Source organism: Streptomyces sp. ISL-98 (assembly GCF_018614055.1).
GTDB classification, from domain to species: Bacteria; Actinomycetota; Actinomycetes; order Streptomycetales; family Streptomycetaceae; genus Streptomyces; species Streptomyces spiramyceticus.
This window is the reverse complement of record NZ_JAGGPB010000034.1, coordinates 53,126-65,972: the sequence shown is the minus strand read 5'-3', so window position 1 is coordinate 65,972 and position 12,847 is coordinate 53,126. Positions and strand designations below refer to the sequence as shown.

General features: G+C 70.5%; 8 protein-coding genes and 2 pseudogenes. 5 read left to right on the top strand and 5 right to left on the bottom strand.

The annotated features are described in order from the left end of the window. Nucleotides 1-249 precede the first annotated feature (249 nt). The gene (locus tag J7I98_RS22460) at nt 250-624 is read left to right on the top strand and encodes a hypothetical protein (protein ID WP_214923675.1); all 375 of its coding nucleotides are present in this window, start codon (nt 250-252) and stop codon (nt 622-624) included. A gap of 135 nt (nt 625-759) precedes the next feature. Further along, nucleotides 760-1,077 (top strand): annotated as a pseudogene (locus J7I98_RS22455) (peptidase M20); the annotation flags it as partial. 39 nt (nt 1,078-1,116) lie between these two features. Here the strand turns inward: J7I98_RS22455 and J7I98_RS22450 are convergent. After that, a complete protein-coding gene (locus J7I98_RS22450) occupies nt 1,117-5,418 on the bottom strand; it encodes a trypsin-like peptidase domain-containing protein (RefSeq protein ID WP_214923671.1) in 4,302 nt (1,433 codons plus the stop codon). 28 nt (nt 5,419-5,446) lie between these two features. After that, nucleotides 5,447-5,821 carry a CU044_2847 family protein gene (locus tag J7I98_RS22445; RefSeq protein WP_214923669.1) on the bottom strand — a complete coding sequence of 125 codons (375 nt, stop codon included), beginning with the start codon at nt 5,819-5,821 and terminating at the stop codon, nt 5,447-5,449. Between the two features lie 127 nt (nt 5,822-5,948). On the opposite strand from J7I98_RS22445, the pseudogene J7I98_RS22440 reads away from it, so the two are divergent. Beyond that, nucleotides 5,949-6,952 (top strand): annotated as a pseudogene (locus J7I98_RS22440) (IS5 family transposase). Nucleotides 6,953-7,019: 67 nt separating this feature from the next. On the opposite strand, the gene J7I98_RS22435 reads toward J7I98_RS22440, so the two are convergent. After that, a complete protein-coding gene (locus J7I98_RS22435; RefSeq protein ID WP_214923666.1) occupies nt 7,020-9,290 on the bottom strand; it encodes an MMPL family transporter in 2,271 nt (756 codons plus the stop codon). Between the two features lie 175 nt (nt 9,291-9,465). Here J7I98_RS22435 and J7I98_RS22430 point away from each other — a divergent pair, with 175 nt between their 5' ends. After that, the gene (locus tag J7I98_RS22430; RefSeq protein WP_214923664.1) at nt 9,466-10,638 is read left to right on the top strand and encodes a histidine kinase; all 1,173 of its coding nucleotides are present in this window, start codon (nt 9,466-9,468) and stop codon (nt 10,636-10,638) included. Then, complete coding sequence (locus tag J7I98_RS22425) at nt 10,613-11,275, top strand: response regulator transcription factor (RefSeq protein WP_150497990.1); 663 nt, start codon at nt 10,613-10,615, stop codon at nt 11,273-11,275. The genes J7I98_RS22430 and J7I98_RS22425 overlap by 26 nt, the downstream gene beginning before the upstream one ends. Nucleotides 11,276-11,432: 157 nt before the next feature. Here J7I98_RS22425 and J7I98_RS22420 read toward each other — a convergent pair whose 3' ends face one another. Next, nucleotides 11,433-12,062 carry a hypothetical protein gene (locus tag J7I98_RS22420; protein ID WP_214923635.1) on the bottom strand — a complete coding sequence of 210 codons (630 nt, stop codon included), beginning with the start codon at nt 12,060-12,062 and terminating at the stop codon, nt 11,433-11,435. Nucleotides 12,063-12,163: 101 nt separating this feature from the next. Further along, complete coding sequence (locus J7I98_RS22415) at nt 12,164-12,745, bottom strand: GNAT family N-acetyltransferase (protein WP_214923622.1); 582 nt, start codon at nt 12,743-12,745, stop codon at nt 12,164-12,166. Nucleotides 12,746-12,847 lie beyond the last annotated feature (102 nt).

The following is a 12,847-nucleotide window of genomic DNA, read 5'->3' as shown; positions in this document are numbered from 1 at the left end:
CTCGGCGAGCCGAGCCAGGAGATCGCGCTCGCGCAGCCGCGCATCTACCACGCACGCCACAAGGACTACTACATCGCCACGGCTGGCTGGAAGTGGCTCGGGATTCCCCGCCACGTCAACAAGCCCGACGGCTTCGAGATCACCTTCACGAGGAACGTCTCGCTCATCAACTACAAGCTGACCTACCGGTGGAAGAGGGGCTCTTCCACGGAGACGATCCGGCAGGCGCAGAAAGCCGGAAAGAAGGGCGTGGCGTTCATCTTCAACGAGGGCCCGCGGATCCCCGACTGGGACATGCAGGGTTACACAGGCCGGGCGACCGTATCCTTCCGGCCCAGGGCCCACGGCGGCTGCTGGAACATCCAGGCCTTCGGCACCTACGGCCACACCTGGCAGTCCACCGGCATCTCCAGCGTGACGCTGCGCCGACGGGCCATCACGTTCGGCTTCTCGAGCAGCACCAAACCGTTGGCAGCAGACCAGCCAACCGGGCAACGAGGCCTGGGTCTGCCGCAAGTAGCCGCGTCACCAGCGGCTCCTGAATGGCCGGGCCTCGTTCCGCGGAAGGTCACACTTCGCGGAACGAGGCTTCTGGCAGAGCCCGCCCCGAAGCGTTCGGCGTGAGGCCCACGACGCACACCGCAAGCTGAGTAGGGTGTAGCTCTTCCACAGGGACTGGCTGAGCTGGGTTGTTGAGCCTCTGGCTGTGGTCCGGGCGGCGAGCCATTGCGGCAGGTCTGCGCTTCCCCTCGTAGTGTGCCGTGGCTGCGTGCGCACCCGGTGACGGTGACGTGGCCGGGCGGCCAGTTCGCCAGCGGCCGCATGCCGGCCGGGCATCCGCTCCGGGACACCGTACGGGAGGCGCACGCGGCCGCGAACGGGGGCGTGCGCGAGCGCGGCGCGCCGTACGGCAGTGACCTGCGGCTGTACGCGGCGGCGGGCACCCCGACCCTCCAGTACGGCCCCGGCGACATCCGCCACGGCCACAGTGCCCGGGAGCGGGTCACGCTGCCGGAGATCGTGGAGGTGGCACGGACGTTTGTGCTGGCTGTGTTGCGGACGGTGGGCACCAAATAGCGCCGAGCGGGCGGTCCTCGGTGCCCGCGCGCCCCGTCGTCAGGTCGGGCAGATGCGATCGGGTATGCCCGAGGGGAGGGTGCGGCGCTCGTCCGCGGTGAGGTCGCGGCCGAGGACCTCGCACAGGTGGCGTTTCCAGAGCTCGGGATCGAGCCGGAACACGTCCATGCCCGAGCGGTCTGTCGGGCTGCGCAACAGTGTCTTGCCGTCCCTGGAGGCCGCGTAGAAGTTCTGATCCTCCGTGAAGTCGTAGGAGTCGACCCGGTCGAGGTCGGAGAACCACAGGTAGCGTGCGTAGTTCCCGTTGGCGATGAAGAACCCGGAGTTGCCCACCGACCGCAGCTCTGTGTAGTCCGTCATGGGGGGTCCGAGCGGACCGAACACCCTTGTTGGCCGTTCCCCGGTGCGCACGGACCACCCTTCCAGCAGGTTGCCGGTGGTGAGGACGAGCGCGTACCGTCCGTCGCTCGTGAACGCGGCGACGACGAAGTCGTCGTTGAAGGTCACGCCAAGGTCCTTGCGTTCCTTGCCCGTTCGGCGGTCGATGGCGTGGACGGTCTGTTCGCCGAACACGGTGATCTGCAGGAGGCCCGGCTTGAAGTGGGACCGGACGGCGAACTGAGGGGCCTTCTGGCGGGTGAGCCCGAGGTCGCGGGCGTCGATCGGCTTCGTGAGCCGTCGCCCGTCCCGGACGTTCCACTGTTCGATCACGCTGCCGGAGACGGTCAGGAGCTCGTCGTCGTCGAGGAACTGCAACTCCAGCGCGACGGGCTTCCCGTCCGCGGCCGTGGGAGGCCTGGCGGTGGTGATCTCGGTGACCTGGCGCAGGGAGGGCAGTGCCCGGACCGCGATCCGGTCCGGGGCGATCAGGTCGGCCACCAGGGTTTCGGCGGGGTTGACCTGTAGGGGCTCGGGGTTCTCCCGCAGGCCGACCTCGGCATCCCGGTCCGCCCGGGCGGGGATCTTCCACTCCCCGTTCCAGTCGGTCACCGATTCGCTGTGGTCGATGACAGCCAGGCCACGGCCCCTACCGTAGTAAGCCACCATGGTGCGGCCGTCCCCGAGCAGGACCGGTTCGCGGCCGATGAGGACGGTGCCCGTGCTCATCGGCCGGGCGGCCACCCAGCTCTTGTCCCAAGCGAGCACGACGGGATCACTCCCCTCGTGGAGGAGGGGCATCCCTGAGACGCTGCCGGACGTGCTCCCGAGGGTCCGTGCCGCCTTCCCGCGGCGCATGTCGAAGATCGTCCACTCGCCGGTGGTGCCCTTGCTGACGAAGCGGGTTCCAGTCCTGTCCACGGCGATCTCGTCGCACGCGACGATGGGGTGGGAGTCCCAGCGCGCCAACTCACGTCCGTCCGAGACGCGTACGGCCCGGTAGACGGGGTCCTCACGGGGTGCGTCCGAGCAGGCGGCCAGGACACCGCCGTCCCCCGAGAGGCCCACATACGCGACGTCCAGCGACCCCTCGACGTCGTCCGCGAGGGGCCGCTCCCGTTCCGTGCGGAGGTCCAAGGCCGTCACCGAGAGCCCGAACGTCTCTTCGTTCCGGCGATGGACCACCAGGCTCTCCTCGTCCGGACCGAACCACACTCCCTCAATGTCCCTCGGGCGCGTCAGCCGTCGGTTCTCCTCCGTCTGCAGGTCCCACAGCCAGAGCCGTCCGTCCTGCGACACGGAGACCACCCGCTTCGCGTCGGGGGAGAAGGCGGCGGTGCTGACGCGGGGCCGGGTGATGTCGCTGACCTGAGTCGAGTGGATGAACGCTCCGGCCGGGATCGAGTGGGCGGGACCCAGCACGTCCTCGGCCGTGGAATCCACATCGTGCCAGTACAGGTCGTTGGACTCCGACTCCGACGCCAGATAGGCGATGCGCCGGCCGTCCCGGCTCACCATGGGGCTGACGGCGCTGACCGGGAGGCGGAGCTGCTCGCGCAGCACCGTGCCGTCGGCCCGGCGGACGAAGAGTGTCGCGCGTCCCCCCGTGTCCGTCGTGACCAGGGTGACCGCGCCATCGTTGCTGGTGGCCACCGCGCGAATCATTCCCTCAGCGCCGCTCAGCAGCCACGCCGTCTCCTTGGAGAGCTCGTACCGGCGCATCAGCGCGCCGCGGGCCTCATTGGTCGGCGCGACGTCGTACGCGGCGATCGCGGCCAGGGCGCCCAGGCCGGGATCCTGGGGAGCCAGGTCGTTGGAGAGGCTGGCCAGGGCGCGTGACCGGGCCTCGGCGTCCCGTTGCGCGCTGACCTGCGCCTGGTAGACGAGGAACGTGCCCAGGCCCACGATCAGCGCGAATACCACGGCCATCGTGGTCCACGCGGCGCGGACGCGGGCCCGTCGCTTGCGGTGCCGCTGCCGGGCGAGCGCCAGGAAGTCCCGTTCCTCCTCGGTGAGTTCACGCTCGCGGCCGGCCAGTCGGCGTTCGATGGCCGCGAGGTGGAGGAAGCCGGGCAGCAGGTCCGCGGATCTGCTGCCCCGTCTCCAGCGGTCGAGGTCGTGGCCCAGCTCGGCCCGGCCCGCCAGGAACTCCCCATCGGCCCTGACCCGGTGCCGCAGCTGCGCCCACGCCGTGGTCAGCGCCTCGTGCGCGAGCTCGGCGGTCTCCGGCTCACCCTCGTCCCCGCGGAGCACGAGCAGCCGCCGCCGGGCGAACGCCTCGGCCAGCCGCCACCGATCCGGGCCCGCTTCCTCCCGGGTGAGTCTGCGCCGCAACGGGGTCTCGCTGCCGGGCAGTACCCGCACCAGACCGGTGAGCAGCCGCCGTGCCTCGGCCTGCCGCTCCTCCTGCCCGCCCACGCACTCCTGCCAGGCCCGCTCGGCGTGCTGCTCCAGCGCGCCCGAGACGCCGCCCATCGCCTCGTACGCCGTCGTGAGCAGCCGCCCGCCGGCCTGCCGTTCCCACAGTTTCTCCAGCACGAAGCCCAGCAGCGGCAGGATGCCCGGTTCGCCGCCGGCGTCGTCCAGGATGCGCCGGTCGAGCCCAGCTTCGTACGCCATCGCCAGGACACTCTCGACCGGCTTGGTGATCACGTCCCGGAGCTGGTCGCGGGTCATCGGGGTGAGCGGGAGCGTCCTGCCGCCGCGCAGGGCGGGACCCAGACGTGGATGCTTGAGCATCGCGTCCATGAAATCAGCGCGCAGGGTGACCAGTACCCGTAACCCGGCGGCCGGACGGTGCTTGGGGAACAGCAAGTCGACGGCCTCTTCGACCTCGGCCTCGGAGCGGTCCAGGAGGGCTTCGGCCTGGTCGAGCACGACGACGAGCCCGCCGCGTGTCGTGCCCCGCACCCGGTGCAGGGTGTCCGCGAGGCCCTTCGCGAGCCAGGCCTCCACCTGGTCGGCGCTCTCCACACGGGGCGGTCCGTCCTGCCCCGCTTCCGCTGCCCTGGCGCTCTCGTACAGCTCGGTGGCGAGGGCGGACCGTGGGGACGAGATCTTCCCGGCGTCCACCACCAGGACGTCGTATCCGGCCCGCCGCATACGGGGCGCGACGCCGGCCCGGGCCAAGGAGGACTTCCCGCAGCCGGAGGGCCCGTACAGGGTGACGGTCGGGTCGTCACCGCGCAGGGCCGTGATGACCTCCTCGATGTCGGCGTCGCGTCCGAAGAAGACGTCCTCGTCGCCCTCCTCGAAGGGCACCAGACCGCGGAAGGGCGAGGGCGGGCGCAGTACGGGGGCGAGGTCGGGGAGCTCCCGAAGCACCGTGTCCGTGTGGAGCACGAACGACTGCTGGGCGTCCTGTTCGCGCTGGGCCGCCACGACGAGGCCGACCACCGCGCCCAGTTCGTTGTCCCAGACGGGGCCGCCGCTGAACCCCTCCCGGACGTGGACGGCCTGCCCGTCGGCCCGGGAGAGCTGCAGCCAGCCCTCGCTCGTGGCCCCGGTGAGCCTTCCCCGGAACCAGATCTCACCCGGCTCACCACCCGTGAACCCCACGGCACGCGCCCCGTGGTCCCAGGTGCCCCTCGGGCTGACCATGGGGAGCGGCCGAGCGCCGTCAGAGGCCTTCCCGTCCTTCAGCCGCAGGACGGCCAGGTCTCCGGTGCGGTCGGGGCGGGTCGGGATCCAGTGCTCGACGAGGGCGGCGGGGCTGTCGGCCGCGTCTCCCACCGGCCGCACCAGCGGAAAGCCGACTGTGACCGCGGTGCCGGTCGCCACCGGCTCGTCGCGCGGCCGCCCCAGAGCGTCCGACACCACATGGGCGCAGGTCAGCACCAGGTCCCGGGTGACGAGGAGGCCCGCCCCGACCGGCGTGCCGTCCTGTCCTGTGATCCGCGCGACCGCAGAGGCCAGCGCCTCGTCCGCGTTCCGCGACCCCGCTGCTCCCACTTCCGTCACCATGCCGCTGGGCCCCCGTCGACAGCTTGGGTCAACTCTCCTGTGAATTATCCCCGGTTGGGGTCTCCGAACCACTCCTGTTCCAGGTCAGGCTCACGGAGAAGTTGGCCGCCGTAGCGGTGCTGGCGATGACGACGTCCGCCTCGGCCGACAGGGACACCCCGAATTCCAGCGTGAGCTCGTCCGGCGCGTTCGCCAGCCCCCGGAACCGCCCCACGAAGCTCTCCGCCACCGGCCGTACGGTGTCCAGCATCTGCCCGAACGACCGCTCGGCCCGCGCCACGGAGCGACCAGCCCGACCCACCCGGACCAGGGTCTCGTCCACCTCACGGACCTGCACGCGGATCACTTCGTCACTGCCGTCGCCCAGGGGCACCTCGACCGTGTGGACGGCTCGTTCGCTCATGACAACCTCCGACATCGGGAGCTGGAGATCGTAAACCAAGCCAATGGCATTTAGGGCGCGTATCGAGTCGTGATCAATTTGCGGGATGTGCCTTCGTGGCACGGTCCGGTCCGATAGACGGTCTTACGTGACGCGAGTGCAACTGACCGATCCGGATTGGGAGTTCATCGAGCCGTACCTGCCGATCGGCGAGTACGGCCCGTACCCCGAGCGACTGCGGCAGCAGTTCGAGGGCGTGATCTGGCGGTTCAAGACGGGCGGGCAGTGGCGGGAGATGCCGACGGAGTTCGGCGCCTGGTCGACCGTCCACAACTGCTTCCGGCAGTGGCGTGACGCCGGCGTCTTCGAGGCCCTGCTGGAGGGCCTGATCACGGAAGCCGCGAAGCGGGGTGAGGTGGACCTGTCCCTGGTCAGCATCGACTCCACCACCGCCCGAGCCCACCACGACGCGGCCGGGATGCACCTCGACGAGGACGTCGTCACCGCCCTGGAGAAAGCCGCGGCCGAGAAGGAGAAGGCCAGGTCAAAGGGGGCGGCCTCGAAGAGCAAAACGGGCAAGAGACCGAAAGTGATCCCGCGCTGGAAGAACGACGACGCATCCGGCGTCGGCGGAAACTCCGGCTGAAGGCCGCCCTCCTCGGACGTTCCAGAGGCGGGCAGACCAGCAAGGTCCACCTCGCCGCCGACCGCAAGTGCCGCCCGCTGGCGTTCATCCTGACCACAGGCCAGGCAGCGGACAGCCCGCAGTTCATCCCCGCCCTGAAGAAGGTACGGGTACGCGGGCCCGTCGGCCGACCCCGCATCCGGCCGGACGCGGTCGCCGGGGACAAGGCGTACTCGTCCCGCGGAAACCGCGCCCACCTGCGCAAACGCCGTATCAAGGCGGTCATCCCGGAGAAGAAGGACCAGGCCGCCAACCGGAAGAAGAAGGGCTCCAGAGGTGGCCGACCCGTCAGCCACGACGCCGATCTCTACAAGGAGCGGAACACCGTCGAACGCCTGATCAACAAGCTCAAAGCATGGCGAGGCATCGCCACCCGATACGACAAGACTCCCGACAGCTACCTCGCCGGTCTCCACCTGCGCGCCTCGATGATCTGGATCAAGGACCTCACCAGGACCACCCGATGATCACGACTCGATATGCCCCTAGGTGACGCGCTGAGGTGCCGGACGCCAAGGGCGGGCAGGAGTTGAGTCAACGGTCAACCAGCCGTGGACGCGGGGCCTCACCCGTGGATTCCGCGTCGGTGTCGTCGGTGCCGACCGGGCCGCGGGGAAGCATCCAGTCTAGCCACTTCGGCAGCCACCAGTTGGTCCGGCCGAGGAGTGTCATGGTCGCCGGTACCAGCACCATGCGTACGACCGTGGCGTCGATGAAGATCGCGGTGGCCAGGCCGAGCCCGAACATTTTGGTGGAGGGGTCCTCGGCGACGGCGAAGGACAGGAAGACCGCCACCATGATGAGGGCGGCCGAGGTGATGATCCGGGCGGTGCGCGAGACGCCCTCAACGATCGCCGTGCCGTTGTCGCCGGTGCGCAGGTACTCCTCGCGTACGCGGGAGAGGAGGAACACCTCGTAGTCCATCGACAGGCCGAACAGGATGGCGAAGAGGAACATCGGGATGAACGACACGATCGGAACCGTCGCTTCCAGCCCGATGAGTGCGCCTCCCCAGCCCCACTGGAAGACCGCGACCATGATGCCGTAGGCCGCGCCGATGCTCAGCAGATTCAGCAGTACCGCCTTGAGCGGTACGAGTATCGAGCGGAAGACCAGCATCAGCAGCAGGAACGACATCGCCAGCACGGCGGCGACGAACACCGGCAGGCGTTGGCTGGTGCGTTGGCCCACATCGGACAGGCTCGCGGCGGCGCCGCCGACGTGGGCCCTGGCCGGGCCGTGCCCGATCGCCGTGGGCAGCACGTCGGTGCGCAGCCGGGCGATGGTGTCGGCCGTGGCCTTGTCCTGAGGGCTGGTGGTCGGGAACACCACGAGGGTCGCGATGCCGGTGGCCCGATCGATGTGCGTCGGCGCGACGGATGCGATGCCCGGATCCGCCGCGACCGTTGCGACGAGTCGGTCCAGCACTCCCGGATCACCGGTGGGGTCCGCGGCGATGACGAGGGGACCGTTGGTGCCCGGGCCGAACCCCTCGGCGACGAGGTCGTAGGCCCGGCGCTCGGTACGGCTGTGGGGCAGTGAGCCGTCGTCGGGCAGGCCGACGCGCAGGCCGAGCACGGGCAGCGTCGCGGTCAGCAGCAGCCCCGCCGCGCCGACCGCGTACGGCACCGGGTGCTGGCTGACGTGCCCGATCCAGCGACGCCACCCGGCGGCGTGGGCGGCGCCTGCCGCCGGGTCCCGCCGCCGTGCGAGTCGGCCCAGCTTCCTGGTCTGCAGAGCCCGGCCGATCCGGCCGGCCCGGGCCAGGCGCGGGCCCGCCGCGCCGAGGAAGGCCGGCAGCAGCGTCACCGACGCGAGCACCATCGTCAGGACGACGATCGAGACGGCAACCCCGCCCACCGTCATGAACGGCACGTTCGCGACCGCCAGGCCGAGGATCGACACGACGACGGTGCCGCCGGCGAAGACCACCGGCCGCCCCGCCGTTGCCACCGCTCGTCCGGCCGCCGCCTGCGGATCGAGCCCGCACGCGAGGTACTCCCGGTGCCTGGCGAGCACGAACAGCGCGTAGTCGATGCCCACTCCGAGCCCGACCATGCTGCCCAGGACCGGTGCGAAGGTGGGGACCTCTGTCACCCCCGCCAGTACCGTCATCGTGGCAACTCCGATGGTCAGCCCGAAGACCGCCATGCCGATCGGCAGCGCGGCGGCGACGAGCGAACCGAACGCCAGGAACAGGATCGCGGCCGCGGCGAGGAGGCCGATCAGCTCGCTTGCGCCGCCGTCGGGGTCGGAGAAGGCGTAGAAGAGGTTCCCGCCCATCTCGATGCGCAGCGGCAGCTCGGCGCGCAGCCGGTCGCCGAGATCGACGAGGGCGTCGAGGTCTTTGGCCGACAGCCGGCTCTGGTCGGGGTACTGCACCCGGACGACTGCGATCCGCCCGTCGGCCGAAACGAGGCCGCCGCGCACGGCGGTGTCCCCGCCCGCGTCGAGTGCCCCCGCCGGGTCGCTCGTGCCGAGCACGTGCGGCAGCCGCTTCACCTCGGTCTGCAGCCGCGTGAGAGCGGTGCGCGCGCTGCCGTGGTCGAAGAACGTCGCACCGTCGTCGAGGGGGGTGACGACCACTTGGGCGGTCATCCCCTCCTGGCCGGTGCCTGCCCGCTCGATCAGTTCCGCGGCCCGTTGGGAGTCCAGTCCCGGAGCGGTCATCGAGTCCGCGGTACGCCCGCCGAAGGCGACGGCGGCGAGGACGGCGAGCGTGGCGGCGATCAGCCATGCCGCGATCACCCGCCAGGGATGGCGGGCGGCGCTTGCGCCCAGGCGCAACAGGGCTTTCGAGAGCATCGGGTCCTCCAACCACCTCGTCGGCCGTCCTTGTACGGCCGCCGATGCCGAGGCTCGTCGCCACGGCGCTCCGCGGCATCGGCCCGCGGGCCGCGGATCCGTCGGCCCCGGGGCGGAGTGACGACCCGTCCTTTCGGCCGATGCGCGGCACGCCGCGATCCCTAGGCTGAGAACCGTGCTCCGAGACGACCTGCGAACCCTGTGGACCGAACCCCGGCCGCCCGACGCGCCCGCCCGGGTGCGGCGGGACTGGGCGCTGCTCGCCGCGGGCCTTGCCGGTGTGGCGCTGGAGGCCACCCTGCGCGAGAACGTCGTGTGGCGGCCGGTGGCGGTGGTGTTCGCCGTATGGCTGTGCCTGCTGCCCCTGTGGCGCCGGACCCGCCCGCTGGCGATGGTGACGCTGGCGTTCGGCTCGGTGATCCTGCTTCCGGTGGCCTCGCTCGTCGCCGCACCGCGCGAGCCCGTCGGCCTGTACACCGGCGCGGTCGTGCTCGTGCTGGTGTACGCGCTGCCCCGGTGGGGATCGGGACGCGAGATCGTGCTGGGCGGCGCGGTGATCCTCGCGGCCGGCGCGCTGTGTGTCGTCACGGACGAGACCCCGGTCGTCGAAAAGGTCGTGGGCTTCGTCTTCCTGCTGCTGCCCGGCGTGGTCGGGGCTGCCGTGCGGTTCCGGGTGACCGCTCGCGAGCGGCAGTTGGAGCAGGTGCGCTCCCGCGAGCGCGAGCAGCTCGCCCGGGAACTGCACGACACGGTGGCCCACCACGTGTCGGCCATGGTGATCATCGCCCAGGCGGGCCGGGTGCTCGCGGGCACCGACCCGTCCGCCGCCGTCGAGGCGCTGGAGGGGGTCGAGGAGGAAGGGGCGCGCACGCTGGAGGAAATGCGCGCCATGGTCGCCGCGCTGCGCGACCGCGGGGTCGGCGCCGAGCTGGCGCCCCCTGCCGGAGTCGCGGATCTGGAGCGCCTGGTGCGCACCCCGGGTGGTCGCCTCAGGGTCGACCTGGGGCTCGACGGCGAACTGGACGCGCTGCCCCCGGCCGTGGACGCGGCCGTCTACCGGATCGTGCAGGAGTCGGTGACCAACGCGCTGCGCCATGCGGTCGACGCGACCGAGCTCGTCGTTCGGGTCGCCGCGGAACGGCACACGGTACGGGTGAGCGTGCGCGACAACGGCCGGCGCACCGGCCGGGGTCGCGACGGATACGGACTTACCGGACTGCGCGAGCGCGCGACCCTGCTCGGCGGCACACTACGAGCCGGCCCGGGTACTGACCGGGGCTGGCATGTCGAAGCCGAACTGCCGAGAGCGAGGAGCGAGAGCGGTGTCCATTCGCGTCCTCGTCGCTGACGACCAGACGATCATCCGCACCGGGTTGCGGATCATGCTGAACGCCCAGCCCGGCATCGAGGTGGTCGGCGAGGCCGCCGACGGGCGGGAAGCGGTACGTCTGGCCCGCGAACTACGCCCCGACGTCTGCCTGTTCGACATCCGCATGCCCGTACTCGACGGGCTCGAGGCCACCCGGCTGGTCGCCGGCCCGGGCGTCGCCGACCCGCTGGCCGTGGTCGTCATCACCACGTTCGACCTCGACGAGTACGTCTACGGCTCACTGCGTGCCGGCGCCCGCGGATTCCTCCTCAAGGACACGGGACCGGACCTTCTGGCGCAGGCCGTACGGTCGGCGTCCGACGGTGAGGCGCTCATCGCGCCCAGCGTCACCGTCCGTCTGCTCCAGGCATTCGCGGACCTGCCCGCCGGCCGGCCCGTGGCCCAGCCGGTCTCCCCCGTCACCGCCCGCGAGGAGCAGGTGCTCCTCGCCGTCGCTCGCGGGCTGACCAACACCGAGATCGCCGATGCACTGCACATCAGCCTCAGCACGGTGAAGACGCATCTGGCCAGCCTGATGGCCAAACTCGGCGCCCGCAACCGGGTCGAGATCGCGATGTGGGCCTACGAAACGCGCCGTATCCTCCCCGGAACCTGAGCCGGGTGCCGGGCCATGTCCCATGAGTCCCCGCCCGGACATCAGTGCACCGGTCGGCTCACGTCGGCTCCACGTGCCTCACCCGCCCCAGAGCGTGACGTACCAGGAGGCCGGAACTGGGACGGTGAGACACCCGATACGACAAGACTCCCGACAGCTACCTCGCCAGTCTCCACCTGCACGCCTCGATGATCTGGATCAAAGACCTCACCAGGACCACCCGATGATCACGACTCGATACGCGCCCTAGAAGCAGGGGAGTTGGCGGTGTGCGGCAGGGAGGCTCGTGGGAATGGGTGTCGCCCACCAGAAGCTGGCCCTGGCCCACGCGGCGCCAGCGAACTGGAGCAGACCAGACGTCCTGGCCGCGGGCCGGGTGCCGCTTCAGCTTTGAGCGCATCCCCTCGACATGCCGCGGCTCGGTCCCCAGACCCAGGTGCCGGCACACTTCCTTGCAGCGCATCGCCGCCTCCGAGGTCGCGAACAACCCGATGATCGCCCGATACTCCGGCGACATCGCCGTCACATCCAACTCCGCCTCGGCCTTCACCAGCGCCGCGGCGACCCCGCCGCCGGCATCCCCGCCCGCGCCGTCCGCGCCCGGCACCGGCGAAGACGGCGCGGCCAGTACTGCCTCCACCGTCTCCCGCGTGATCTGCGACCGCGACAGTCGCTCCTCGGCCCGCGACAACTCCTCGGACAGACCGGCGATTTGCTCACGCAGCCGCTCGACCTGGCCCAGCACCTCGGCCTGTCTGGTCTCCAACGCCTCGATCAACGACGGCACCGCACACCCACCCTCGCTCAGCACCCCCACCCATCACGGCGGGCTCGACCCCGGCGACGGTAGAAGCCGACACGACCAGCTACATCCCAAACCCCAGCGAATCACCCCAACGAGGCACCCTCACAAGATCTGCACCCATCTTGGTTGGTGGTCTGCGGGGCGGTGATGGCCCAGCGCTCGTGGTCTCGCCACTCGCCGTTGATGAACTGGAACGCAGCCGAGTAGCCCTCCCGCTGGAAGCCCAGGCGCTTGACAAGGTTCAGCGAGGGGGTGTTGTCCGGCTGGATGTTCGCCTCCAGTCGGTGCAGTCCGAGCTCGCCGAAGGCGTGCTGGATGACGAGCCTGAGTCCTTCGGTCATGTAGCCGTGGCCGGTCGTGGAGGCGTAGGCGGTGTAACCCAAAGTCCCACTCTGGAGCGTGCCCCGGACGATGTTGTTGATGTTGACACCGCCCAAGATGGCGCCGGTGCCGCGCAGGCAGATCACGAAGCCCTCATGGGTGGGCTGCTCGAACCGCTTGAGGTAGCTCTCGAACGCTTCCACCGTGTTCTCGCGGGCGCCTAGCCAGCGGCGGAGCATCTCGGCACTGTCTTGGGCCAGTGCTGTGAGCTCGTCGTAATCCTGACGACGGACGTGGCGAATGGCCACTCGCGGCCCTTGCCGGAGGTAGCTGGTGATTGCCATCGGGGGATCCTATGCAGCCAACGCGTGCGGGTATTCGGCTGCCCACTTCGCACGAAGACACCGCAGGTCAGAAACGCCCTCGCTACCCTGCGGGCCAACCGT